This window comes from Arenibacter latericius DSM 15913, assembly GCF_000424985.1.
GTDB lineage: Bacteria > Bacteroidota > Bacteroidia > Flavobacteriales > Flavobacteriaceae > Arenibacter > Arenibacter latericius.
This window is the reverse complement of the sequence record NZ_AUKX01000004.1, coordinates 126,987-152,246: the sequence shown is the minus strand read 5'-3', so window position 1 is coordinate 152,246 and position 25,260 is coordinate 126,987. Positions and strand designations below refer to the sequence as shown.

General features: G+C 35.4%; 22 protein-coding genes and 1 riboswitch. Of the genes, 9 read left to right on the top strand and 13 right to left on the bottom strand.

Annotated features, from left to right (window positions below; all coding sequences use genetic code 11):
- Positions 1-98 precede the first annotated feature (98 nt).
- Complete coding sequence (locus H344_RS0103065; protein WP_026808944.1) at positions 99-437, bottom strand: hypothetical protein; 339 nt, start codon at positions 435-437, stop codon at positions 99-101.
- Between the two features lie 342 nt (positions 438-779).
- Here H344_RS0103065 and H344_RS0103060 point away from each other — a divergent pair, with 342 nt between their 5' ends.
- Positions 780-1,553, top strand: a complete 774-nt coding sequence (locus tag H344_RS0103060) for a glucose 1-dehydrogenase (protein ID WP_026808943.1) — start codon at positions 780-782, stop codon at positions 1,551-1,553.
- 82 nt (positions 1,554-1,635) lie between these two features.
- Here the strand turns inward: H344_RS0103060 and H344_RS0103055 are convergent, their stop codons facing one another.
- Both H344_RS0103055 and H344_RS0103050 read right to left on the bottom strand, forming a co-directional pair.
- Complete coding sequence (locus H344_RS0103055; RefSeq protein WP_026808942.1) at positions 1,636-2,421, bottom strand: hypothetical protein; 786 nt, start codon at positions 2,419-2,421, stop codon at positions 1,636-1,638.
- Positions 2,422-2,633: 212 nt separating this feature from the next.
- A complete protein-coding gene (locus H344_RS0103050; protein ID WP_026808941.1) occupies positions 2,634-3,713 on the bottom strand; it encodes a metallophosphoesterase in 1,080 nt (359 codons plus the stop codon).
- Positions 3,714-4,024: 311 nt separating this feature from the next.
- On the opposite strand from H344_RS0103050, the gene recQ reads away from it, so the two are divergent.
- Positions 4,025-6,148: a DNA helicase RecQ gene (recQ, locus tag H344_RS0103045; RefSeq protein ID WP_026808940.1), complete on the top strand. Its 2,124-nt coding sequence runs from the start codon at positions 4,025-4,027 to the stop codon at positions 6,146-6,148.
- Positions 6,149-6,226: 78 nt separating this feature from the next.
- Here recQ and H344_RS0103040 read toward each other — a convergent pair whose 3' ends face one another.
- Positions 6,227-6,421: a cold-shock protein gene (locus H344_RS0103040; RefSeq protein WP_026808939.1), complete on the bottom strand. Its 195-nt coding sequence runs from the start codon at positions 6,419-6,421 to the stop codon at positions 6,227-6,229.
- 426 nt (positions 6,422-6,847) lie between these two features.
- A riboswitch (SAM-I-IV-variant riboswitch) is annotated at positions 6,848-6,946 on the top strand.
- Between the two features lie 56 nt (positions 6,947-7,002).
- On the opposite strand from H344_RS0103040, the gene H344_RS0103035 reads away from it, so the two are divergent.
- From H344_RS0103035 to H344_RS0103015, 5 genes are all read left to right on the top strand, one after another.
- Entirely contained in the window at positions 7,003-8,322 is a 1,320-nt protein-coding gene (locus H344_RS0103035; RefSeq protein ID WP_026808938.1) for a Na+/H+ antiporter NhaC family protein, read from the top strand.
- Positions 8,323-8,676: 354 nt separating this feature from the next.
- Positions 8,677-9,258 (top strand): TetR/AcrR family transcriptional regulator, encoded by a 582-nt coding sequence (locus H344_RS0103030; RefSeq protein ID WP_026808937.1) that lies wholly within the window; start codon positions 8,677-8,679, stop codon positions 9,256-9,258.
- 77 nt (positions 9,259-9,335) lie between these two features.
- Positions 9,336-10,334, top strand: coding sequence for an NADP-dependent oxidoreductase (locus H344_RS0103025; protein WP_026808936.1), 999 nt, complete (start codon positions 9,336-9,338; stop codon positions 10,332-10,334).
- Between the two features lie 48 nt (positions 10,335-10,382).
- Entirely contained in the window at positions 10,383-11,060 is a 678-nt protein-coding gene (locus H344_RS0103020; protein ID WP_026808935.1) for a type 1 glutamine amidotransferase domain-containing protein, read from the top strand.
- 387 nt (positions 11,061-11,447) lie between these two features.
- A complete protein-coding gene (locus tag H344_RS0103015) occupies positions 11,448-11,783 on the top strand; it encodes a cupin domain-containing protein (RefSeq protein WP_026808934.1) in 336 nt (111 codons plus the stop codon).
- 107 nt (positions 11,784-11,890) lie between these two features.
- Here H344_RS0103015 and H344_RS0103010 read toward each other — a convergent pair whose 3' ends face one another.
- The 5 genes from H344_RS0103010 to H344_RS0102990 all read right to left on the bottom strand — a co-directional run bounded on the left by H344_RS0103010 (position 11,891) and on the right by H344_RS0102990 (position 18,559).
- Positions 11,891-12,271, bottom strand: a complete 381-nt coding sequence (locus H344_RS0103010) for a cupin domain-containing protein (protein ID WP_026808933.1) — start codon at positions 12,269-12,271, stop codon at positions 11,891-11,893.
- A 19-nt stretch (positions 12,272-12,290) separates the two neighbouring features.
- Positions 12,291-13,673 (bottom strand): FAD-binding oxidoreductase, encoded by a 1,383-nt coding sequence (locus H344_RS0103005; RefSeq protein ID WP_026808932.1) that lies wholly within the window; start codon positions 13,671-13,673, stop codon positions 12,291-12,293.
- Positions 13,674-14,112: 439 nt separating this feature from the next.
- Positions 14,113-15,219, bottom strand: coding sequence for a nickel-binding protein (locus H344_RS0103000; RefSeq protein ID WP_026808931.1), 1,107 nt, complete (start codon positions 15,217-15,219; stop codon positions 14,113-14,115).
- 160 nt (positions 15,220-15,379) lie between these two features.
- Positions 15,380-16,243, bottom strand: coding sequence for an aminotransferase class IV (locus tag H344_RS0102995; RefSeq protein ID WP_026808930.1), 864 nt, complete (start codon positions 16,241-16,243; stop codon positions 15,380-15,382).
- A gap of 201 nt (positions 16,244-16,444) precedes the next feature.
- A complete protein-coding gene (locus H344_RS0102990; protein WP_026808929.1) occupies positions 16,445-18,559 on the bottom strand; it encodes a M3 family metallopeptidase in 2,115 nt (704 codons plus the stop codon).
- A gap of 345 nt (positions 18,560-18,904) precedes the next feature.
- On the opposite strand from H344_RS0102990, the gene H344_RS0102985 reads away from it, so the two are divergent.
- Positions 18,905-19,690 (top strand): DUF481 domain-containing protein, encoded by a 786-nt coding sequence (locus H344_RS0102985; RefSeq protein WP_169514944.1) that lies wholly within the window; start codon positions 18,905-18,907, stop codon positions 19,688-19,690.
- Positions 19,691-19,864: 174 nt separating this feature from the next.
- On the opposite strand, the gene H344_RS0102980 is transcribed toward H344_RS0102985, so the two are convergent.
- From H344_RS0102980 to H344_RS0102970, 3 genes are all read right to left on the bottom strand, one after another.
- On the bottom strand, positions 19,865-20,917 hold the full coding sequence (locus tag H344_RS0102980; RefSeq protein ID WP_026808927.1) for an NAD(P)-dependent alcohol dehydrogenase: 1,053 nt from the start codon (positions 20,915-20,917) through the stop codon (positions 19,865-19,867).
- 167 nt (positions 20,918-21,084) lie between these two features.
- Positions 21,085-23,076 carry a heavy metal translocating P-type ATPase gene (locus H344_RS0102975; protein WP_026808926.1) on the bottom strand — a complete coding sequence of 664 codons (1,992 nt, stop codon included), beginning with the start codon at positions 23,074-23,076 and terminating at the stop codon, positions 21,085-21,087.
- A gap of 56 nt (positions 23,077-23,132) precedes the next feature.
- Positions 23,133-23,546, bottom strand: coding sequence for a Fur family transcriptional regulator (locus tag H344_RS0102970; protein WP_026808925.1), 414 nt, complete (start codon positions 23,544-23,546; stop codon positions 23,133-23,135).
- A 222-nt stretch (positions 23,547-23,768) separates the two neighbouring features.
- Between H344_RS0102970 and H344_RS0102960 the strand changes: the two genes are divergently transcribed.
- On the top strand, positions 23,769-24,356 hold the full coding sequence (locus H344_RS0102960; RefSeq protein ID WP_026808924.1) for a pseudouridine synthase: 588 nt from the start codon (positions 23,769-23,771) through the stop codon (positions 24,354-24,356).
- Between the two features lie 54 nt (positions 24,357-24,410).
- On the opposite strand, the gene H344_RS0102955 is transcribed toward H344_RS0102960, so the two are convergent.
- Positions 24,411-25,118 carry a protein-L-isoaspartate(D-aspartate) O-methyltransferase gene (locus tag H344_RS0102955; RefSeq protein WP_026808923.1) on the bottom strand — a complete coding sequence of 236 codons (708 nt, stop codon included), beginning with the start codon at positions 25,116-25,118 and terminating at the stop codon, positions 24,411-24,413.
- Positions 25,119-25,260: the final 142 nt, after the last annotated feature.

Genomic DNA, 25,260 nt, shown 5'->3' with positions numbered 1-25,260 from the left:
AAAGAAGCCTTGAATCTAATAAATTCAAGGCTTCTTTATTAAAACCAGTTATGGATAACATTTCTATAGAACCAGTAAGCTCAATTTACTCTAAATACCTAATGCCGCACTAATTTACTATAGTCATCAATCAATTTTTGAATTTCCATAAAAGATCGTATTTGTAACATGGTCTTTTCAAAAAGTTCAAATTTAATATCACCTTCTTGATTTAAAAGTGTTATTAATTCGGCATTGCTATTCTTTAAATTTGATAAAGCTTCTCTTATTTTTTGAGATTTTGAGAATAATGAATATGTCGTAGGTTCATAGATGTAAGATGTAAACTTCCTTTCCAACTGCTTTAAATTCCTATTATTGCGTTTCAGTGTTTCAATGCATCCTCTATTAGTAGGCCTATCGGCCAAATTCCCAGGTAATGTATTAACAGTTCTCATAGGGCAGGATTTTGAGGGTTATTATATTGTTTATCCTTACTCTTATATCGCTATAATTTTAGTGTACATATAATATACAACAAAATCATTACACAATTAAACTTATAAACCTCATTAACACTCCTTTAATCCAAAATTAACAACTCAATGTTAAATTCTCCCAAGCGGACTCCCCTACTCTATATTTAAACATTAATAAGTATGTGATTTTACCTCAATCAATAAGAATAGAATCTACTGATGTGTTTCCTAATTGCCCATATTAAGTGTTTAGAACCCTTATCATTATAATGCCAATTTATTACCTTAACTGCAGATTACATTGTAAAATAGAGCGATATTATGATACAAGAATTATTTAATTTAAAAGAAAAAACCGCTATAGTTACTGGTGGTGCAAACGGAATTGGAAAAGCTAGCTGTGAAATTCTAGCTGCTTTTGGTGCTAAAGTCGTAGTATCCGACTACGATTTAGAAGCAGCTACAAACACCTCAAAGTCAATTAATGACAAAGGTGGTAGTTCAATCGCCGTTCATTGTGATGTAACTAAAGATGAAGAATTAGTTAAGCTAGTTAATAAAACAGTAGAACAATTCGGAGGCGTCCATATTTTGGTTAATAATGTGGGCGGCGGCGGCGCTGGGAGAGAAAGCCCTTATGATATTGAAGTAGAACAGTTTAAAAAAGTATTTGAAATGAATGTTTTCAGTATGTGGCGTTTATGTCAGTTAGCGGCTCCGCATATGAAAAAAGGGGGCTACGGAAGCATAATCAATATGTCTTCCATGGCTTCTATAAATAAAAGTCCGGCTATTAGTGCCTATGCCTCTTCTAAAGCGGCTATAAATCACATGACACGAAACCTAGCCTTTGATTATGGTCCCGATGAAATTCGGATCAACGCTATTGGCCCCGGTGCAGTACGGACACAGGCACTTAGAAAAGTATTAACTCCAGAAATTGAAAAACGCATGTTAGCAAAGACACCAATAAAAAGATTGGGAGAACCAGAAGATATTGCAGGAGCAGTACTTTATTTTGCTGCTCCCATCTCTAAATGGACAAGTGGTCAAGTTCTATTTATTAATGGTGGCGGAGAGCAAACTTTAGATTAAAATTTAAAAGCTGTTGTTTCTAAATAATAACCCCCGATGAAAACATCGGGGGTTTACTATTTGTTTTGAAAAAAGTAAAAGCTTACCAGCTGATTTCCTCCCTATCACCATTTGGATAGACAACTGTTCCATTTTTATCGCAATCACCCTCACCAAAATCTAATGACGCAGTTAGTCCGTTAACCTCCAGCGCTACTACACCACTTGTAATATACGCACAGTTTAATTTTCCTGCTAAAGGAGTGGTAACCTTATATTGATATGTTATTCCATGATGTATAATATCCCAAGCCCCAATACACCTAACAAACTCATTCTCTGTATTCATATTCGCTAAATTATAGCTGAATTCCTTGCTACCTTTATGACTGGTAATTGCTCCATTATTATTTATTACAGACATATCTGTATCAATGGTAAATAATGGTGTACTAGCATTAGAGAAGTCATAGGAGATTTTTTTACTCCCTTCTAAAACATGGTTGTTATAAGAAAACGTCTTAAAGCTAATATTAAAGCTCCCCTCACTATCTTCCGTGTTCCCATCGTTACTTGCTGATAGTATTAAAGGACCATTTACGTTGTTACCATTTACGGTACAGTTATTATAGTTTACTGAAATACGTTGCTCGGTAAATATCAAAGTAGCGCATTCAGAACCAATCTTTTTTGTTGAGGCCGATTTATCGTTAAGTAATAATTCAGACAACATTATATCTAGTCCTTCAGTGGCAGCATTGGCTTCCATTTGCGCTTTTACCTGTTGAGAGGAAAGACTATTTTCATTTTGAGAATTCATAGCATCCTCGCTACAACTTCCCAATAAAAGAATTCCAAAACCTAAAAATAAAATAGCAAATTTCTTCATTGTTGATTGTTTTTATCACTTCTTTAACGCACAAAAGTAGAATGAATTATGTAGTTACTAAATAAAAAATAAAAATAACTGAGCTACGGAATTAAGATTCAAGTATATAAGTGCTTGTTGTTCTAAATATAAAAGGAGGAATTTAGCAAAGTATTCCTCCTTTTATATCACCGGTTTAAAGCCTTTACATCAGGCTTAACACACGCCCTTTTTTAGTCCAATTGAATTTTAAAATTATTAAAATCTTCTTTATGGTATGACATTTTTTGAGTACTTGGTGAGAGCGCAAAATGTGGAGAGAAAGTTGTTATAAGTACGGTTTTCCCATCTGGAAGGAACTCCATAATTCGCAACCATCCATCTCCTCCATTACCGTGCCATCCCCCTCCCATTGCTTGGGCATTAAAAGTAATCTGATTTATTTTTTTACCCGCAGCATTCCTGTCTATTTTATGCGCAGTATGTGCTCTAAAATCGTTAGAACCACCTATATGTCCAGAAAAGACCAATTGCACATTATTGGAAGGGGCAACCAATTTTTCCCAGATAGCCTTTCCATAATTACTATCTTTAATAGGGTAGTTTTCTTTTTCTATATGTTCATTTTTCGCATTTAAATAAGAGTGTGTTAATACTACAGCGGTATGATCTTTAAATCGTTCTTCTGATAGTACTCCCTGTGCCCACTGTATAATGGTGTCTCGTGGAGCAAATTCTAAATTTAAAAATAAAAACTTTTTATTTTGTGGGGATACCAATTCATAAGCAGCATTTTCTACTGATGGCATATGGTCTATATTTTTCCCCGCTGCTCGTAGCGCTTTAGCATTTAACCAGTTTCGATGTGGTGGAAAATAGGTGCTGTAATTTGTTTTTCTATTTTCAACACTTTTATATCCAAAGTCATGGTTTCCAGCCGCTAAAATATAGGGCACTTTCCCATCTAGTTTTTCAAAGGCATGTGAAATAGCCCTCCATTGATCCCTACTGGGAAGATTCCCATTTTTATTATCAGGCACCAATAATTCGTTCTGCTCCACAAGATCGCCAGTACACAATACCATTTTGATATTTAAAGGGTCTATATTTTCGCTTATCCAAGAGGTCATAGTCTCCAGTATTCCATGGTTTCTTTCAAATTTCACATAGGTCTGAGTATCTGGGAGAAGAATGATAGACCAAGAATCTGGATGGGTTAATTGGGGAGGGGAATAGTTTTCTTGGGCATTACTAAATTGGAAAATTAAAGAACAAAAGATAAAGAGCAAGAAAAAACCTGGTGACTGTTTCATTTTTGGACTAATTATATTGTTTAAAACATAAACTTACAATTTTTAGTCATCAGTCACTTATAATTTCTGGTTACTATATGATTAAATATAATTTCAACTAATCGTTTAACCATGACGATTTCCTATTAGATAATTAGCGTAATCCTAATTTATTCTACATGGACAAGAAACTATCGTAGATACTCGTATAATTGCCTCATGACTTTTGAATCGTACGAATTGAGTTAATTTTTAATAACCTCTTGCAAATAGGGAATTACGATATTATAATTTATATTTTTGTTCTCTTGTCTATTTCAAAATTAAGAATGATGCCGCTGACCCAGTCTAAAGACATTTTACATAACCATTTAAAAAAATACTTTGGCTTTGACGATTTTAGAAGTCAGCAAGAAGCTATTATTTCCACTGTTCTTGAGAAACGAGATTGTTTAGTTATTATGCCTACTGGTGGGGGTAAATCAATTTGTTTTCAATTACCTTCCTTATTATTTGAAGGTGTTACTATGGTAATTTCCCCATTAATAGCCCTAATGAAAGATCAGGTAGATGGTTTGCGAGCCAATGGTATCCCTGCGGCATACTTTAATAGTAGTCAATCTACAGAAGAACAACAAAACATTTTAGATAAAGTAGCTAAGAAGGAGTTAAAATTACTTTATGTAGCTCCTGAAAGTTTGTCTGGCCTTTCCCCTATTTTAAACCAAACCCACGTTAGTGCCATTGCCGTAGATGAGGCGCATTGCATATCTTCTTGGGGACACGATTTTAGACCTTCCTACCAACAGTTAGGATTTTTAAAGAAGACCCTTCCCGAGACTCCAATTATTGCTTTAACCGCTACCGCAGATAAAGCTACCCGGCAAGATATTGTTGAACAGCTTAATATTCCGGAAGCGCAACAATTCCTTTCCTCATTCGACCGAAAGAATATTGCATTAGAGGTACGAGCCGCACACGATAGGGTCTCACAGATATTACGCTTTATTCGGCAGCGTCCCAATGAATCGGGAATAATTTATTGCCTGAGCAGAAAGTCTACCGAAAATTTGGTTGAAAAACTTCAGAATAGCGGAATTAAGGCTAGCGCCTATCACGCTGGATTAGATTTTGAAAGTAGAAATAAGGTGCAAGAAGATTTTATTTTTGATAAAACTCAAATCGTTTGCGCGACCGTTGCTTTTGGGATGGGAATAGACAAATCCAATGTTCGTTGGGTGATTCATTATAATATGCCAAAGAATATTGAAGGCTATTATCAAGAAATTGGAAGGTCTGGAAGAGACGGACTGCCTGCTCATGCCCTATTGTTCCATAGTTATGCTGACGTAATACAACTTCGAAAATTTACAGAAGGTGCCACCAATGAAGAGGTGCAAATAGCTAAGCTAGAAAGAATGAAACAATTTTCGGAAGCACCTACCTGCAGAAGAAAAATATTGCTTAGCTATTTTGGAGAATTTTTATATAAAGATTGTGGCAACTGCGATGTATGTAAAAATCCACCTCAATTTTTTGATGGAACAATTATCGCACAAAAAATATTATCTACCATTGCACGTTTAAAAGAATCTGAACCTACAGGAACCATTATAGATGTTTTACGTGGTGCACAAAATGCAGCCATACTAGATAAAAATTATCATCAACTTTCTACTTTTGGAATCGGAAAAGATATTGCTTGGAACGATTGGCAGCATTATATTATTCAACTTATAAATCAAGGTCTTGCTGAAATTGCCTTTCACCAAAATAATATCCTTAAACTCACCCCCTACTCAAAATCGATTTTATTCGAAAAGACTAAAGTTCAACTCAGTAAACCTGTAGAAAAAGAAGAAAGAATAGCTGTTACAAAAGCTCAAAAATCTAAACCAATTGGTAAAAACTCCTTGTTTGAAAGGTTGCGCAAACTGCGATTCCAAATTTCCTTGGATGAGAATATTCCTGCCTACTTAGTATTTAATGACGCTACTTTAAAAGAAATGGAAGCAGAACGCCCTAGCTCTGAGGAAGAATTTATGCAAATTAATGGTGTGGGACAACGTAAAATGGAAGTTTATGGAGATCTATTCCTTCAAGAAATTAGAGACTTCCAGGCAGAGAAAAATAAAAAGAAGAAGCGAAAATCCCATACATATAATGACACCTTTGAATTATACAAGGCTGGGAAAAGTATAGAAGAAATTGCCAAAATCAGAAAGTTAAAACTAACAACTATATTTTCTCATTTAGCAAAATTGTATGTCGATGGGAAAGAGGTAGATATTTTTGAATTTGTAGAGAAGTCTGATGTGGAAAAAGTAGCAAAGGCTAAAAAGGAGCTTGAAAGTCCGGATGCCCTAAAACCTTATTTTGAATATTTTGAGGAAAAAATGGAGTACGCTACTATTAGATTAGCTTTAAGTGTGATAGAAAAAGAGAATTTGGCATAATTAATTAATAGTTCTTTAATTCCAAGACAAAAAAAAGCCTGTCAGGAATGACAGGCTTTTATAAACATTAAGATATATCTAGTCGATTACTTTTACGTTTACTGCGTTTAATCCTTTCTTACCTTCTTGTAGATCGAATTCAACTTCATCGCCTTCGCGAATTTCGTCGATCAATCCTGAGATGTGTACGAAATGATCTTTTTCTACGCCTTCTTCAGTGATGAATCCAAAACCTTTTGTGTCATTGAAGAATTTTACTGTTCCTTTGTTCATTGTAATGATAATTAAAATTTAAATACTTTATGTTTGCAAATGTGGGGCCATTATTTTGAAATACAGCTATATATTTCATTATTTTTTTAATTATTCAATATTTCGCAAGAATTCTTAAAATATTAAAAGATATTCTCTGCAAACTTCACTGTTTTACATTAATAATAGCATTGCTACTTATTGTTTATTACCAACTTGTAGTTATAAACCTCAGTATTAACTCTTTTAAACTAGTAAAGAGCGAGTTTAGAATATTACTTAGTTCGTTAAATTGATACGTGAAACTAAATTCCCTCTATCCTAGCCCATATAATTATAGTAGAACTTTACCCATATGATCGCAGATATAAGCAATTTATAATACCGTAACGGAAAAATATAATAGATTTAGGAACTTAAGAGGTAGTATTGCCTTATTTTTGCCAACTTAATTATCAAGAATCTCTTTAAAGAGATAGCAACCTGCATTAACAAGCAAGGTGCTAAAGGGATAAGCCAAATGGATTTGGAACCAATGTTGCCCCATATTCCTTACGACTACACCTTTATCTTTCTTTTGGAGATTCAATTAAACTATAGGAATGGCATACCCAAAACAACCAACTCCAGGATTTAAGGCTTTAATCCCCTTATTCGTATTTGTTTTTACCTTCTTAGGTGTCGGAATACATCTTAACGATTTTTACGCATTACCCTCTCCTATAGCGGTGATAGCTGGTATAATGGTTGCTTTTATAATTTTTAAACAATCAATTGACTCAAAAATTACAACCCTTCTAAAAGGGTGTGGCGATGAGAAAATCCTAACTATGTGCCTTATATATTTATTGGCAGGTGCGTTTGCCGCCATCACTGAGGCTACCGGAAGTGTGGATGCTATTGTGAATTTTGGGCTAGATTTTATTCCAATTCAATATATCTATGTCGGAATATTTATGATAGCCTCTTTTTTATCCGTGTCTACAGGAACTTCTGTAGGCGCTATTGTAGCTTTGGCTCCCATAGTGGTAGGAGTAGCCGATAAAGGAAATATGTCTCTTTCTATATTATCTGGGGCCCTTTTAGGAGGCGCTATGTTTGGAGATAACCTATCTTTAATTTCAGACACCACCATTGCTGCAACCCAATCTCTAGGTTGTAAAATGAGCGATAAATTTAAACAGAATATCAAAATTGCTTTGCCGGCAGCACTATTAACCATTATTATACTAATCTTTCAAGGTGTTGGAGTTAAAACCCAAACATCAGAAGTGATTACTCAAGACTATTCCCTCATAAAGATTATACCGTATCTATTGGTAATAGGATTATCGGTTGTAGGAGTTAATGTCTTTGTAGTACTTCTTTTAGGAGTCCTAGCTGGCGGAATGGTTGGCATTGGATATGGAGATTTCAGCCTTTTAGACTCTACTAAAATTGCTTACAGTGGATTTACCAATATGACAGAGATCTTCCTATTGTCCTTGCTTTCTGGGGGCTTGGCTGCCTTGGTGGCAAAAAATGGCGGAATAGATTATATTTTAAATAAGATAAAAGGCTTTATTAAGGGTAAAGCTTCAGCACAATATGGAATTGGAGCTTTGGTAGCAAGCGTAAATGCAGCTATAGCAAATAATACTGTCTCTATTATTATTGTGGGATCTATAGCTAAAACTATTAATGACGATTACCACCTAGATAATAAAGAAACTGCCTCTATTTTAGATATTTTCGCTTGTATTTCACAAGGCTTATTACCATATGGGGCTCAGGTGCTTATGATTTTAAGTCTTTCTAAAGGCAGGTTAGATTATCTAGACCTCATTTCTAATACATGGTATCTTTATATTTTGTTAGCGTGGACACTACTTTATATCGGTTTAAAACCTGTCTTTTTTAGGAAGTCCACCTATTTAAATTAATTTAGAACACCCATATCTAGGTCGGTTAAATCCCTATTTTCCCGCTAGCTCCTACCCTATTAAATCTCTTGTATTTATTATTACTTCTATGATTTAATTATTGTGCTTTGTGCTGTGCTATACCTTAGATAAGACTAACTATACTTCTAATTTTTTAAGTCTATTCACTGAAATAACTATTGCTAATTCCCTAATATACACCACAGTAATCCATAATTTTTAGCGCCTACCCAAGCTAAAGTCTTGTTAAAGTCTATTAACTGAATGAACATTCATTCTTTAATCCTTATATTTGCAACTGATAAAACGATAAGCGCCCAAATGGCGATAATTAATTAACATAGTCCTCCACTTATGGCAAAACAGCAAAAAAGTATAGAAAAGCGTGATGCTTTAATTCGAGCCACTATAAATCTTGTAAATAACAATGGTTTCCATGCCACGCCGATGTCTAAAATCGCTAAAATGGCCAATGTTTCACCAGCTACTATTTATCTTTATTTTGATAACAAACAAGATTTAGTTAACAAGGTATATTTAGAAGTTAAACAAGCTTTCACTGATTATGTCTTTACTAATTATAGTCCGAATGTACCAGTAGCAGACGGCTTTAAACTAATTTGGAATAGAATAGCAGATTTTAAGCTGAAGGAAATGGAGGAAGCGTTATTCTTAGCACAATGTGATAATACCCCCATTGTTGATGAGAACAGTAGACAAGAAGGACTAATACATTTACAACCCTTATTAAATTTATGGGAACGCGGACAAGCTGAAGGTATTATTAAGCCCATGTCTCCTTACCTACTCTACGCTTATAGCATAAACCCCCTATCATTTTTAATGGTTATGCAAAACAGAGGCGCTTTAAAGTTGACTGAAGAACATTTAGAAGAAGCCTTTCAAGCGGCCTGGGATAGTATTGCAATAAAATAAAAGCCTGAATTACAGTTTAAAAGACTGTTTCTTTTAACGATAAACAGTGCTTAATTTCTAATAGATAAAATAAAAAGATAATGAAGAAAATTTTATTAAAACAAAGACCTGTGGGAACTCCCACCTTATCAGATTTTGAATTAATTAACTCAGACATAGATTTAAATCCAAGTAAAGGAGAATTGGTTCTAGAAACAAATTACATATCAGTAGATCCTTATCTACGAGGAAGAATGAGTGATGCTAAATCTTATGTTCCCCCTTTTGAAGTAGGGGAACCAATATCATCTGGAATTGTTGCTAAGGTAATTGCTTCTGAAAACGATCAATTTAAAGAAGGTGATTTTGTTACAGGTATGTTAGATTGGAAAACCAAACAACTTTCAAACGGGGAAGGCCTGTTAAAAATAGACTCAAATAAAGCTCCTCTTAGTGCCTATTTAGGAATATTAGGGATGACTGGACTTACAGCATATTTGGGGCTTACTGAAATAGGAAAACCCAAAACTGGCGAAACCTTAGTGGTCTCTGGTGCAGCAGGCGCTGTAGGAAGTGTTGTGGGTCAGATTGGCAAGATTCTAGGCCTTAATGTGGTAGGAATAGCAGGTTCCGATGAGAAGGTTGAAATGCTAAAGTCCGACTTCAACTTTGATCATGCTATAAACTATAACAGTACGGAAGATATGGGTGCTGCCCTTAAAAAAGCCTGTCCTAATGGTATTGATATTTATTTCGATAATGTAGGAGGCCCTATTTCAGATGCAGTACTATTTAATATCAACAGATTTGCACGTATGATCATTTGTGGTGCCATTTCTGTTTATAATAGTACAAAAATTCCACATAGTATAAGTGTACAGCCCTTTCTAATTAAAAATAGTGCCTTGATGCAAGGGTTTATCGTTTCTAACTATTCTGATAAATTCCCCGAAGCAATCCAACAATTAGCTACTTGGTTAGCAGAAGAAAAACTTTCCTATACCGAAACCATAGTTGAAGGGTTTGAAAGTACACCACAAGCATTTTTAGATCTGTTTGAAGGTAAAAACAAAGGAAAAATGATTGTTAAAGTATAATCTTTATATAGAACAATTGTTTGATAATTAATCTTAAAATTTAATAAAATGAATGTACTATTTGTATTAACATCTCACGATAAATTAGGAAATACAGGAAAGAAAACTGGCTTTTGGATTGAAGAATTTGCTAGCCCCTATTACACCTTATTAGATAAAGGGGCTACTATTACTATAGCAACACCAAAAGGTGGCCCTGCTCCTATTGATCCTAGTAGTGACACCCCAGACGCCAGTACTGAAGATACAGAGCGTTTTAAAAAGGACACCACAGCACAGGAGAAAATAAAAAACACCAAGAAATTGAATGAATTAGATGCTAAGGACTTCGATGCTGTTTTTTATCCTGGTGGTCATGGGCCTCTTTGGGATTTAGCCACGGATAACACGTCTATTAAATTAATAGAGGCCTTTAATAAACAAGATAAACCCATAGCCTTTGTTTGTCACGCTCCTGCCGCATTAAAAGAAGTTACCAATAGTGATGGTGCTCCTTTGGTAAAAGGTAAAAAGGTTACTGGCTTTACTAATACAGAAGAAGCTGCTGTACAACTCACCGATATAGTTCCCTTTTTGGTAGAAGATATGTTGAAAGAAAAAGGGGGAATTTATTCTAAAATTGCAGATTGGGAAGCCTATGCCCTTCAGGATGGAAACTTAATTACAGGTCAGAATCCGGCTTCCTCCAAACTAGTTGCAGATAAGTTGTTGGAAACCCTAAGATAATAATTATTTTGCCTTGACCACTGTTATCCTCAATCCCTAGCGGAGTATAATTTAATTAGTATAAGATACTTGACTTAAAGAAGGTATAATTTTCAACGTAAACAGTGAGATGAACGCTTACTCCTATTTCTATAAGAGTAAGCGTTTTTTAGTTTTCTTCAAAAATCAGAACAATCATCATTTATGCAAACAAAACAGACATTTTATAGACTACAATAAATTTAAATATTTCAATTTTCACACCTTAACTACATCTCAAAATAATAAAGGACTTTTTTATCTTTTATTATTTAATTTGTATAAATTAGCAGATCAAATCAATTAAGATGATTTAAACTTTTAAATCATTCTTTATATAGTTTGAAACAAACACAAATGCATTAAATTATGACGACAGCTTCTATTACAGAAAATTTAGTTTACAATGAAAATAAACCAGCTGTAACCAAGCTAATGGAAACCAGCACAACTAAAGAAATAAGAATTTTAATGAGAAAAGGGCAGCTAATGAAGGAACATACGGCTCCTTTTCCTATTGTAGTGTCACTTTTTAAAGGAAGTGTTGACTTTGGAGTTAACGGGGAAATACAACAACTTAAAAAAGGAGACCTTATAGCTTTAAAAGAGAATGTACCACATGATCTACTATGTACAGAAGATTGTATTATTAGGCTTTCATTATCTAAGCTCGATACTGTTAAACGTGTAGAAAGTGTTGCTTAAATTTTATACCAAACACCTCATTCCCTATAAATATAGGGAGTGAAGTGTTTTTATAAGTATCCTATCAAAAATTGGCATTAGACCAAATGCACTCTACTATTGATTTTTTAATCTCCACCCAATTCTGCCATTTTTTTCCCTACATGGGCTAGTACCTCGGATAGTTCTTTGGTAGGGCTAAACTCAATTATTTTAAGATTTTCCTTTACTATTGCGGTATGTCCTGCTGGCCAATAGTACAATTCCCCTGCACTAACCAACTCTTCTTTCCCATTATCGTAAATAATTAATATTTTGCCTTCTAAGATATAACCCCAGTGAGGAGAATGACAACTATTGTTCCTCAATCCCTGTAATAAAGGGGTGAAATCTGTACCTTCAGGAAGTTCATTATACCCAATTGTTAATCCACCACAATCTGGTAAAGACCTCATAGTTGTATTTGGTGCCTGCATAGTTATAGGCAAATCTTCTTTTTTAATTTTCATGGTTTAGATTATTATACTGTTATGGTCTTATATTCTGATTGACACTAAACAGGTTGTTTGGATCATATTTTTGCTTGATGGTGACCAACCTGTTATAGTTATGTTTATAACTGGCTTTTACCCGTTCCTGACCCTCATCCATCATAAAATTAGAATACGCCCCTCCCGCGGAGTATGGATGAAGGGCTTCCCAATAGTTCTTACACCAATCTGTAATCTTGTTCTTATTTTTAGGATCTGCATCTACCCCTACAATTACACCAGCATAACTAGCATCCCTATAAGCCCAAGCGGTAGCGTCGGCTTTTACCCTACTTGCAGCTCCACTTATGGGATACAAATGCATCTGCGACAGTGGTGTCGGAATTTTAGATCCATACTCCAAGTGTCCAGCACTAACTTCTGGTCCTAAATTATTAAAGAAATCGGCTCTCCAATACCATTGTAATCCAGGTGGAAAAAATCCATCAAACATAGTCTGGATAGAAGGATACGGCATTTCTCCAACGTGTTGAAACACTGGGTTTTTCGCTAGCACGGTTTTAAAGAGGTCCTCAAATTTCTTAGGATCTCCAGTATAGCACCATACAATCCCACAAAATTGCTTGTTGTGTAGTGATTCTGGGAAGGGTGGCCCAGGGATAACCATAGTCGCAATAAACCCATTTAAATCATCGGGAGCCGCCTTAATAAATTCATCGTACCAAGCCATAATTTCCTCTATTTCCTCTATTGGCCACAAAGTAGGTCCGCCTATAACCGTTTTTAGTGGATGAGCCTGGAATTTAAAGGAAGTAACAATCCCAAAATTACCCCCACCTCCACGTATGGCCCAGAATAGATCTGAATGTTGATTTTCATTTACGGTTACAAAACTTCCATCTGCTAAGATCATATCGGCTTCCAATAAATTATCAATGGTAAGTCCAAATTTCCTGGAAAGATGCCCCACACCTCCACCTAAGGTTAAGCCTCCTACACCAGTAGAGGATATTATCCCAGAAGGAATTGCCAATCCATAAGCATGGGTGGCATGGTCTACTTCTCCCCAAAGAGTACCTCCCCCAACACGTACTGTATTATTAGAAGTATCTACACGAATATACTTTATTGCAGACAAGTCTATTACTAGGCCATGGTCGCAAACTCCTAATCCACCTCCATTATGTCCTCCTCCCCTAACAGCAATCAACAAATCATTTTCGCGACCAAAGTTAACGCACGCCATTACATCTGCGGCATCAACACATTTTACGATCATTCCTGGATGTTTGTCAATCATACCATTAAACACCTTCCTATTGTTGTCATAATTGGTATTATCAGGCATAATAATTTCACCTCTAATTTGATTTTTTAACGTTTCTATCAGTGTGGTGTCTAAACTTGTCATTGTTTCCATTTTTGTTGATTTTATGATTAACTGTTCGCTTTTTGATAAAACTTGCCTCCCTTAAATAAGATGTATACTACTGTATATCAAATCATTTATACTCAATCAAGCTAAGCTTGTATAAGGGTAATTTAATCTACGAAGTACCTTTTAGAAGGTGTCTTATTTTGTTTTAGTGAAAGACCTCAATCCCAAAATGTACTATAAACCATTACAAATATTGGTCGTAGTGAATTGCTAGGTACTTAAAAATGGGGGTGGTAAATAAATGATAGTAGTAAAGAATAATTATCTTCAATTATTCATTTTTCAACAAGGTTAAAACCTATACTAATAGTAAAGAATAGCTATTTCTATGAAGTAAAATTAATTAAAGCATGGCTGAAGGACAGCTACTTTTTGATCAAATAATTACAAAATGTAAGCATGAGTGACACTAGTAAAATGTTTAAAGCGTGTAAGTTTGAACGTATTTTGAAGGAAGGATTCCATAGTTATCCATAAAGCATTTGGAAAAATAGGCTGGACTATTAAATCCGGTCATAAAAGCCGTTTCGGATATATTTCTATTGTTCTTTTTTAGTAATTGAAGGGCTTTATCTAATCTGTACTCTTTAATAAAACTATTGGAGGATTTCCCGCTTAGTGCCATCATCTTCCTATATACTTGAGATTTACTATATCCCAAATTTTTACTGAAATTATCAGAGTTAAAGGCGGCATTTGCCCATTCTCTTTCTGTATAATCCATTATAAGATTCACAAATTTTTCTTCACCTATATTAAGCGCCTTTATACATTCCTGATTCAATTTATAATTTAAGTTTTCACTTTCAAATATTTCCCATACATCATGTGAAATAACTATTTTACCCCGAATCATATCACAAAAACGTTCAGCTAATTTAATGGTATCTTCAAAAATTCCTTCTTTCTCCGTAATAGGAATCCCAGCATGTAAACCTATGCTCAATTGCATACCTGTTGATATACTAAAAGGTGTATCATAAAATTGTGCATAAATATCTTGGGCGCACAGTACAGCATTTGACACTGAATTAAAGGATAATAATAGATAATCTAAGTTTTTCTTTACAATTCTACCGAGACGCCGTTCTATATGAACTATTATAGAAGTATTATAATTTAGAAGTTCCAACTGGGAACGAATTGGACTAGCTGCGGAAAAGGAAATTTGTTTCAACTTAACAATCATTATAGTTCTATAGGCAGGATCATTTATGATGTTTAATTCAATGTTATTAGATTTTTTTGGATCTTCTATTCGTCCTAAAAAGGACTCCACAATGGTACTATCTACTTCAATTATTCTATGTGGAACATCCCCATGAGCATGATTGTGCATATCTTGAATTGCCTGTTTATTAGGGGCTTTAACCAAACAAAAAGCGGTACGTCTTTTTTCATCACACCAATAGGTCATCCCTTTACAGCCAAAAAGATGTTCAATTTTTAAATCTTCCCTATGCATTTCTGCCACGTGTTCCGCGGTAATAGACTCTGGAATATCGTGACGATCCATGTAGATTGGCATAGGTATGTTTTTATACAAGTTAGTGATTTTCAACGGGTTTAAATAGTAATCATTCTGTTTTTTCATCTATTAACCCCTCTGTTAATCTCTTGTACAAAAAAATCCCTTTTTAAGAAGGGATTTGTTCTGGTATCATTAAATTAACTTTTAATTGAGCTAACTATATGTCACAATGTTCGTTTTTTAAATTTAAAAACGCGTCTTGAAGTTTTTTAGTGATTTCACCAACAGCATCCCCTTGATAATAAAAATGATTATCTAGTTTTTTTATAGATGCAATTTGGGTAGTGGTACCTGTTAAGAATGCCTCGTCCATCTCTATCATTTCTTTTTCGGAAACTCCCTCTTCTCTTACCTCTATACCAAGGTGTAAGCACAGTTCCAATACTAATTGTCTGGTAATGCCATTTAAAATAAACCTATCTGCTGGATGCGTATATACGATGTTATCTTTTACAAAGAATACATTGCAATGGGAGGCTTCAGTAACCACGCCATTTCTAATTAATAAATTCTCAAAACAACCCTCTTGCATTGCATCCTCATTAGTCATAACATTGCCTAGTAGGGAAATCATTTTTATATCACATCTAGTCCACCTATAATCCTCAGAAGTTATTACAGATGCCTTTATTGTATTTATATAGGGCAGGACTTTTGGAATTGCATACATCATAAAAGTCGGAGTAATATTAGTAGGAAAAGCATGTTGTCTTGGTGCCACTCCCCTAGTTATATGCATATATAATAAACAGTCCTTATCAACTAAATCCGATGCTTTTAGAATTTTGGCAATTTCGAATTTTAAGTTAGTGGTATCAAAATTAATTTTAACCTTTTCAAGGTTTTCTTCTAATCGTCTAAGGTGGGCATCCTCGTAAAAAAACCGACCATTGATTTGTACCATAACCTCATAGATACCATCCCCAAATAAAAATCCTCTATCAAACACAGAAATTTTAGCAGATTGAGAGTCTATAATATTTCCGTTTAGGTAAATTTTCTTAGGATACAAATTCTTCATAGGGTACGTATTATATTCTCAGATCTAATTTATCGGAACCTTAACTTAATCCGATAAATATAGGATAATTCATCTCTAGATTCTCACTTAGAATGCTTAAAATTTTGAGGCTAACTGTCATTTACTAAATTCGATTCAGCTTTAGATTATACAAAAAAAGGCCCTAAAAAGGGCCCCTTAAAACAAAGTTTTAATCTAGGTTTATTTTACTCCTCTTGCTTTTAGCATAGGTTCAATTTTTGGATCACTACCTCTCCAATCACTGTACATTTTCTCTAATGGTAAGGTATTTCCTCTAGAAAGTACCATCTCTCTAAAGCGCTGTCCATTTTCACGGGTAAGTCCGCCGTTATTTTCAAACCAATTGTAGGCGTCATGATGCAACATCTCTGTCCATAGGTAAGAATAGTAACCTGCAGCATAACCACTACCAAAAATATGGGAAAAATAGGTAGATCTATAGCGTGGTGGAACCGCCTTTACCACATCTAATTTGGTCTTATTTAAAGCCTCTCTTTCAAATTCATTAGCATCTTCAATAGCTGTATCTGCACTAATAGTATGCCATTGCATATCCAAATTAGATGCCGCTAGGTTTTCTGTTAAGCTATAACCTTGGTTAAAAGTGCCTGATTTTTTAATCTTATCTATAAGTGCTTGAGGAATTTGCTCTCCTGTTTGGTAATGAAGTGCATAATTCTTTAAAATCTCTGGGTATAGCGCCCAATTCTCATTAAACTGAGATGGGAATTCCACAAAATCTCTAGATACCGAAGTACCTGATAGAGAAGGATATTGCTGATCTGCAAAGAATCCGTGAAGGGCGTGTCCAAACTCATGAAACAACGTACTTACTTCGTCATAAGTTAATAGTGCAGGTTCTCCCTCCGCTGGTTTTGGGTAATTGCAAACATTATAGATAACCGGTTTTTTGTTGTATAACTTAGATTGGGTAACAAAATTACTCATCCATGCGCCACCTCGTTTACTAGGACGAGAATAGAAATCACCATAGAAAAGCCCTAAAGTTTCTCCATTTTCTTCAAAAAGCTCGTATACCATAACATCTTCATGGTAGGTAGGTATATCTGTTCTAGCTTTAAAAGTAAGCCCATAAAGCTTTTCCGCTGCGTAAAAAACTCCTTTTTCTAAAACGGTCTTCAATTCAAAATATGGTTTGATCTGATTTTCATCCAAATCATATTTTGCAATTCTTACCATTTCTGCATAGTGGTTCCAGTCCCAAGCCTCCAAAGTGAAGTCGTCTCCCTTTTCTTTAATCATCTCCTGGATTTCTGCCGCTTCTTCTTTAGCTTTAGCGGTAGCTGCAGGTACAAGGCCATTGAACAATTCAAAAACTTTCTCAGGTTTTCTTGCCATCGTATTCTGTAAGCTCCATTCGGCATAGTTGGCAAATCCTAATAACGCTCCTTTTTTAGCGCGTAGTTCAGCTATTTCAACAATAATATCTTTGGTATCGTGTGCAGAACCGTCTGCCCTTTTCCAAGCAGAAGTAAATAATTTTTCCCTGCTCTCCCTGTTTTCCATAGTTTGCAAAAGGGGTTGCTGGGTGGTATTTTGAAGTGTAACTTTCCATCCTTCACCATCTTTATTTTCTAACGACTTTAGCTGTGCATCAGAAAGTCCGGCTAAGTCAGATTTCTCAGTAAATACAACGGCTCCTCCATTATTAGCCTCTAACAAAGTCTTATTAAAAGTAGTTGTTAACGTGGCTAATCTTGAGTTATAAGCTTTTAAAGTTTCCTTTTTATCAGCTGGAAGATTTGCTCCCGCTATTTCAAAATCTTCAAAATACATCTCTAATAATTTTAGAGACTCTGCATCTAAATCTAAACTTTCCTTGGACTCATACAATGATTTCACCCTTTGAAACAACTTATCGTTTAAATAAATAGCATCCCTTAATTCCGAGAATTTTGGAGCCATTTCTTCTTGAATAGCTTGCAAAGTATCATTGGTATGAGCGCCTGTCAAGGCATAGAATATATTTCTAACTCTATTTAAGGTTACATCACTTTTTTCTAATGCCAATATGGTGTTCTCAAAAGTAGCTGCTTCAGTATTGTTTGCAATTTCCGCTAATGCCTCTTTTTGTTCTGCAATACCTTGTATTAATGCAGGCTTAAAATGACTATTTTTAATCTTGGTAAAGTCAGGAGCAAAATAAGGTAAGGTGGATTCTACCAACAACGGATTTTCTCCTTTGTCTGTCGTTGCCCCTTCGCCCTTGCTCTTAGAGTCGTTACACGCTGTAAACAAGACCGTTAACATTAATAATGTAGAAACTTTTTTCATTTATATATCGTTTAAAATCATAATGACCAAAGATAGTCAAAATGGAATGATGAACCATAGAGATTCCCAACACCACTAGCAATTAGACTAATCGCTTTGGGATTCTTGAAGCTTGTTATATAATAGGGAAAAGTAGAATAATTTGGCTAAGGAAATACCTCTAGGATTGTACTTGAGAAAGAATAAAATAATGAAGATTTATTATGATATAAGATTATTTATATTTACTCCGGAGTTGACTAATATTCGCTTTGCAGGGATACATCTATTGAGTCGCTTACAATACCTATAGGTTACCTTTAACTAATGATAGTTGGAAGCCGTAGAAATCTATAAAGAATGAAAATGACCAAAACATATAAACCCAACCTTTTTAAAGTGTTATTTATTACGATAGTGTGTTTACTAGGAAATAACGTAAATGCACAGTTGGTAAATATAGAATCTAAACGTATGCAAAGTGATTCCATACGTTTTGCATTGAAAAGCGATTTGTTGTTTGATTACACTGATAACAATGGAGATTATTTATTTCAATTGGGATCTAATGTAACCACACAACTAAAATCTAGGGACCTCAAAAAAATCTTTTTCTTTATAGGTAATTATAAACTCATTAGAAGTAAGGATAAGGACTTTCAAAATAATTGGTTCTTTCACATCCGATACAATCAAAAACTATCCTCATTATTCCGGGTTGAGGCGTTTATCCAGAATCAAAATAATACGAAACTCACCATAGTTTCCAGAAATCTGATTGGCGTAGGTATCCGATTAAAATTGGTCTCTTCCGAATTAACTAGGGTATACTTAGGAAATGCCTATATGTATGAAATAGAAAAGCTCGCAGACTCGGGAGCACATTTTTATAACCACCGAAATAGTAGTTACTTATCTGCCACGCATTCCTTTAAGAAAACTTCCTTACACCTTACGGAAACGATATATTTTCAGCCCTTGTACAATAATATTGGAAATCACAGGATTCTATTGCAGATGAAAGCAGAATTACCGCTTACCGAAGTTATAAGCCTATCTGCACTCTATAATTTCTCTTATAATAGCTTTCCTGCTGTTAACGATATTGACCGGTCCTCTAATCTTAGCCTAGGGTTTACTTTTACTCGATAATCGAGATTTAAACCTGACTGCCGTCAGGCAAGTTGCTCCGAGGCTGTCTTGCCCGAATCTTCCAGGCGGGCCTCGAAATCAATACGTTTTTTTTCTTTTAATGCCTGGTGGGCTTGCCCTAGGTGGTTTACTATTTAACCAAATAGTCTATGAGACTTTGTAATTCTTAACAAGCTAATCCTTAAGTGATTCCATGTCAATTACAAACCTATACTTTACATCTGATTTAATAACGCGATCATAGGCATTATTAATATCTTGCATATTAATAAGCTCAATATCAGAAACAATATTGTGTTCTCCACAAAAATCTAGCATCTCTTGAGTTTCTTTAATTCCCCCTATTAAAGATCCTGCAATACGTTTTCTTCCTCCAATAATACCGCCACCATGAAAGGGCTTTAGGTTTTCTACTGCTCCAACCAATACCATTGTGGCATCAATTTTAAGAAGGCCAATATACGGGTCCATTTCATGACCAACAGGAATGGTGTTAAGGATAAAATCGAAACTATTATTATGTGCTGCCATTTCCTCTTTATTTTTTGATATAAGAACCTCATGTGCCCCTAAGGATTTAGCATCTTTAGCCTTTTCTGGAGAGGTGGTAATCATGACCACTTTTGCACCAAGTGCATTGGCAAATTTCACTCCCATATGTCCTAGCCCTCCCAAGCCAACAACCCCTACTTTATCGCCTTTTTTCACCTTCCAATGTCGTAAAGGTGACCAGGTGGTTATCCCTGCACATAATAAAGGAGCCGCTGCTGCAGGGTCTATATTTTTCGGAATACGCAAAACAAATTGCTCATCTACTACCACTTCTGTAGCGTACCCACCATAGGTTTGTTGACCTTTAATATGTTTATCATGGCTATTATAGGTGAAGGTAGCTCCCTTTTCACAAAACTGCTCCAAATGCCTATTGCAAGGCGGACAGTGGTGACAGGAATCTACCAAACATCCCACTCCTACTAAGTCGCCCTCTTTAAATTGAGTTACATCAGCTCCTACTCCTATTACCTTACCAATTATTTCATGACCAGGAACTACCGGATATTTGGAGTTATTCCATTCGTTTCTAGCGGTATGGATATCACTATGGCAAACACCACAATGAGTAATTGCTATTTTAATATCCTTTAAACCTACCTCTCTCCGTACTATATCCATAGGTTTTAGTGGTTCTGAAGCCGCTGTTGTGCCAAATGCTTTAATTGTTCTCATCTTCTTATTTTTATAAAAAACATTGAATATAAAAAAGGGGTAAATCCAATGGTAGCTTATTTGTTGCTTTTAAGGTACAACTAATTCCACTAAGAATAGTAGAAAGATAATTTGAAGTTTATACCATCTAATCTTAGCAAAGCATTTAGATTTCTCTGTTGAATTTGCTACTCCTTTAAATCGTAACGAAGTAACCTAAGTGCATTTAACACAACCACAAGAGTAGAGCCTTCATGGATTGCCACAGCAACGCCAATATTAGCAAATCCAAATATAGTAGCAGGTACAAGTAAGGCTACAACCCCCATACTTATCCATAAATTTTGCTTAATAATACGTCTAGATTCACGGCTCAGTCCAATAACAAAAGGAAGGCTTTGTATTTTATCTGACATTAAAGCCACATCTGCGGTTTCTAGTGCTACATCGCTTCCCGCTGCACCCATAGCAATTCCTACGGTACTAATGGCCATAGCTGGTGCATCATTAACTCCATCCCCTACCATTGCGACCTTGGTATTGTTTTTTTGTAATTCTTCTATAGCCTTCACCTTATCTTCGGGAAGTAAGTTCCCTTTGGCGTCGGTAAGGCCAATTTGCTTAGCAATAGAATCTCCCACCCTTTGGTGATCTCCAGTAAGCATTATCATTTGTTTAATTCCTATCTTCTTTAATCGTGCTAAGGTTTGAGACGCCAATTTACGAGGAACGTCCATAACACTTATTAAGCCAATTAAGGTCTCATTGTAGCCTACCAACATCACCGTATTTCCATATTGCAGCAATTCGTCCATTTGCTGGTGTATTTCTGAACCTACTGTAATTTTGGCATCTTTCATCATTTCTACATTCCCAATGAAAACATTTCCTCCGTTATAGCGTGCCCGGATCCCTTTCCCTTGAATAGCCTGAATATCAGAGGATCTATGTTTGTTTTCTATACCGTATTCCGAATTTATATCTTTTGAGATAGCTCTAGCCAAAGGGTGATTACTTAGACTTTCTACATCCAATACCATTTCTAGAAACTCATTTTTATCAAACCCATTTATAGGTATGATATTGGTTAGCCTAGGCTTTCCCTCGGTGAGTGTGCCAGTCTTATCGAAGGCAATTACCCGAAGGCTTCCCAAATCTTCTAAAGCACGACCTCCTTTAATTAGCACCCCTTTTTTCGCGGCTCTTGCAATAGCACTCAATACGGCGCTAGGAGTGGAAATTGCTAGGGCACATGGACTAGAAGCAACTAGAACGCTAATAGCCCTATACAGACTCTCCCTAACTGTTTCCTCTATTACTAAGTGCGCAAAAGACAGTGCAACTACCATTATGATAACTGCAGGTACAAACCATTTTTCAAACTTTTTGGTCTGTAGTTGAGTAGGTGATTTCTTGGTCTCTACCTCACTTACCATTTTTACTAATCGTGAAATAGTGGTATCCTTACTTAACTTTAATACCTTAACCTCTATTATATTATCCCCGTTAAGGGTACCTGTATAAACAACATTTGAGGAATCTATCTCTTCAAACTTTGGGAGTTTGGTATTTGGAGCAATCGCCGTTTTATCTATAGGTATACTCTCTCCGGTAATGGAAGATTGATCTACACTACTACTCCCTTTAATAACAACTCCATCTGCTGAAATTTGACTGTTGGGTTTTACAATTATTATATCGTCAATTTTTAAATCCTCTACAGCAACAACTTCAGTAGTAGACCCCTTTCTCACCAAAGCAGTCTTAGGAGAAAGCTCTCCCAATGCTTCAATAGATTTTGTAGCCTTGTTTAAAGCATGGTGTTCTAGAGCATGTCCCAAACTAAATAGAAACAACAATAATGCTCCCTCTGCCCAACTATCTATATAAGCCGCTCCAATGGCGGCGGCAATCATTAGAAAATCAATCTCAAACTCCCCTTTTCTAGTTTTAACGATTGCTTCCAATAAGGTGTAATAACCACCAAAAAAGTAGGCTGCAATGTAACAGCTATGGGAGGTCCATTCTGGTAAGGGTGTTAATTTTGATAGTATAAGTCCCAAAAAGAAGAAGAAACCACTTATAATGGCAAAATATAATTCGGTTTTCTCACCGAAAATTCCTCCATGATCATGATGATCGGTACTACTGTTTTTTGATTGGGATTGTACAGTTTCCATTAGTTTTATTAGTTTCAATCAAAAATACCATTTAAGTGCGTGCAATGGTAGTGCAATTACAAATTACAATTATCGCATATGCCTTTTACAAGCATATTAATGTCTTCTGGTACAAAACCATCTGGAAGGTTAATTGTTGGAATCCGATGTTCGGTGAGGCAGGTTGTTTGATTACATTGGGTACAGTGAAAATGTAGGTGCAGGTCTGAGTGTTTCCCTTCATCCGCATCGTGATTACAAAGTGCGTATTTGGGAATTCCCGTACCATCATCTATTTGGTGAACAATACATTTCTCTTCAAAAGTTTTAAGAGTTCTGTATAAGGTAGTCCTATCCGATCTTACAAAATTATCCTCCACAGCTGTTAAACTCACAGCGGAACTTTGATTCTGCATAAATTGGTGGACTAAGATTCGCATGGCTGTTGGGCGAATACCTGACTCTTTTAACCGTCTTTCTGAATTTTTCATACTACTACATTCAAATATCTCTGAGGTGGTCCAAACTTTGGTGAAATAATAACCAATCTACTATAATTTTCAAAGTAAATCCTAAATGAAATACAGCCTAATAAATTATAAAATTATTACTAACTATCTATAAGATTTGGAAGTATATTTCTCTTTTCCATTATACCTTTGCTACTAATTTGGAAAGATATTCCCTTTTTAAATTCGCTATTACTTATTTCCATGACTCTAAAACCTTACACCCACTATAAAATTTATAAACCATTTGGAATACTGAGTCAATTCATTTCTAACGACACTAAGGAAGCTAGAAAAAAACGATTTTTGGGAGAGCTATATCCCTTTCCTCAGGATATTATGCCAGTGGGAAGACTAGATGAAAAATCGGAGGGACTTTTACTACTTACTACAGATGGTAAACTCAGTGACACCATTAATCGAATGGGAGTAGAAAAGGAATATTATGTACAATTGGATGGAGAGATTACTAAGGAAGCCATAGCTTTATTGGAAAAGGGGGTTGAAATAGGAATTCATGGAAAAAAATATACAACAAAGCCCTCTAAGCTTCAATATTTAGAAGAATCTCCTATCTTATTTGAGCCAGACTCTAAACTTAGAATTGGTAGACATAGACCCACTTCTTGGATAAGTATCACTATCACCGAAGGTAAATATAGACAGGTACGGAAGATGACCGCAGCAGTAGGATTCCCTACTGTGCGATTAATACGGGTTAGGATTGGAAATATAAGTTTGGACAAATTGACTCCTGGTGAAGTGATGCCCTTAAATGAAATAGAAATATAACTGAGGGTTATGTCCTTTCTCCGAAAAGCTTATTGACTGCAAAATTGTGGAAATCTAATGATTCCTTTTGTCTCTGGTAAAGGGAACAAATCTTACTGGAGCTAAAATCTCTTTCTTAAGCTTTTCGTCGTGTTTTGTTAATCTTATAAGATAGGTCCCCCCATCTTTATCATCAACAGGGATAACCATTCTTCCACCATTTTTTAATTGGGAGATTAGAGGTTTTGGAACTTCTTCGGCTCCAGCGGTAACCATAATAGCATCAAATGGGGCCTCTTCTGGCCAACCGTGATAACCATCTCCCCATTTCACCATAACGTTGTTATACCCCAATGAGTCCAAACGGCCTATAGCCGAATATGCCAAATTTTTAATTATTTCAATAGTATATACCGAGGATACCATTTTTGCCAAAACCGCTGCTTGATATCCAGATCCTGTACCTATTTCTAAGACTTTGTCTGTTGGACTTAATTTTAAGCTTTCTGTCATAAAAGCAACGATGTATGGTTGAGAAATGGTTTGATCATTGCCGATAGGCAAAGCATGATCGTTATAAGCCTGCTTAACTATTTTATTAGGAACAAACTTATGTCTAGGAACCACTCTCATAGCTTCCAAAGTAGAAGGGTCTTTTATTCCCCTCGCAATAAGTTGTCTATTAACCATGTTTATTCGTTCTATCTCCTCGCTTTCTTGTGCCACTATAACAGAATTAATAAAAATACCAAAACCTAATATTAAAAGATAAGGGATACGCATTTCATTTAAATTTAGAAAAGAGGCTGCTACTTACCCTTTTAAGATACAACATTGTTATCAATTTAAAAAAAGGGGATTTTCCAAATGATTATACCGCATAGAATAAACTACCTCGGGGCAAGTCCGACTGAAATTTATGGTA

Excerpts from the sequence above, each read along its gene's own strand:
- H344_RS0103065 (WP_026808944.1), bottom strand. The coding sequence starts at position 437 with ATGAGAACTGTTAATACATTACCTGGGAATTTGGCCGATAGGCCTACT.
- H344_RS0103060 (WP_026808943.1), top strand. The coding sequence starts at position 780 with ATGATACAAGAATTATTTAATTTAAAAGAAAAAACCGCTATAGTTACT.
- H344_RS0103055 (WP_026808942.1), bottom strand. The coding sequence starts at position 2,421 with ATGAAGAAATTTGCTATTTTATTTTTAGGTTTTGGAATTCTTTTATTG.
- H344_RS0103050 (WP_026808941.1), bottom strand. The coding sequence starts at position 3,713 with ATGAAACAGTCACCAGGTTTTTTCTTGCTCTTTATCTTTTGTTCTTTA.
- recQ (WP_026808940.1), top strand. The coding sequence starts at position 4,025 with ATGCCGCTGACCCAGTCTAAAGACATTTTACATAACCATTTAAAAAAA.
- H344_RS0103040 (WP_026808939.1), bottom strand. The coding sequence starts at position 6,421 with ATGAACAAAGGAACAGTAAAATTCTTCAATGACACAAAAGGTTTTGGA.
- H344_RS0103035 (WP_026808938.1), top strand. The coding sequence starts at position 7,003 with ATGGCATACCCAAAACAACCAACTCCAGGATTTAAGGCTTTAATCCCC.
- H344_RS0103030 (WP_026808937.1), top strand. The coding sequence starts at position 8,677 with ATGGCAAAACAGCAAAAAAGTATAGAAAAGCGTGATGCTTTAATTCGA.
- H344_RS0103020 (WP_026808935.1), top strand. The coding sequence starts at position 10,383 with ATGAATGTACTATTTGTATTAACATCTCACGATAAATTAGGAAATACA.
- H344_RS0103015 (WP_026808934.1), top strand. The coding sequence starts at position 11,448 with ATGACGACAGCTTCTATTACAGAAAATTTAGTTTACAATGAAAATAAA.
- H344_RS0103010 (WP_026808933.1), bottom strand. The coding sequence starts at position 12,271 with ATGAAAATTAAAAAAGAAGATTTGCCTATAACTATGCAGGCACCAAAT.
- H344_RS0103005 (WP_026808932.1), bottom strand. The coding sequence starts at position 13,673 with ATGGAAACAATGACAAGTTTAGACACCACACTGATAGAAACGTTAAAA.
- H344_RS0103000 (WP_026808931.1), bottom strand. The coding sequence starts at position 15,219 with ATGCCAATCTACATGGATCGTCACGATATTCCAGAGTCTATTACCGCG.
- H344_RS0102995 (WP_026808930.1), bottom strand. The coding sequence starts at position 16,243 with ATGAAGAATTTGTATCCTAAGAAAATTTACCTAAACGGAAATATTATA.
- H344_RS0102990 (WP_026808929.1), bottom strand. The coding sequence starts at position 18,559 with ATGAAAAAAGTTTCTACATTATTAATGTTAACGGTCTTGTTTACAGCG.
- H344_RS0102985 (WP_169514944.1), top strand. The coding sequence starts at position 18,905 with ATGACCAAAACATATAAACCCAACCTTTTTAAAGTGTTATTTATTACG.
- H344_RS0102980 (WP_026808927.1), bottom strand. The coding sequence starts at position 20,917 with ATGAGAACAATTAAAGCATTTGGCACAACAGCGGCTTCAGAACCACTA.
- H344_RS0102975 (WP_026808926.1), bottom strand. The coding sequence starts at position 23,076 with ATGGAAACTGTACAATCCCAATCAAAAAACAGTAGTACCGATCATCAT.
- H344_RS0102970 (WP_026808925.1), bottom strand. The coding sequence starts at position 23,546 with ATGAAAAATTCAGAAAGACGGTTAAAAGAGTCAGGTATTCGCCCAACA.
- H344_RS0102960 (WP_026808924.1), top strand. The coding sequence starts at position 23,769 with ATGACTCTAAAACCTTACACCCACTATAAAATTTATAAACCATTTGGA.
- H344_RS0102955 (WP_026808923.1), bottom strand. The coding sequence starts at position 25,118 with ATGCGTATCCCTTATCTTTTAATATTAGGTTTTGGTATTTTTATTAAT.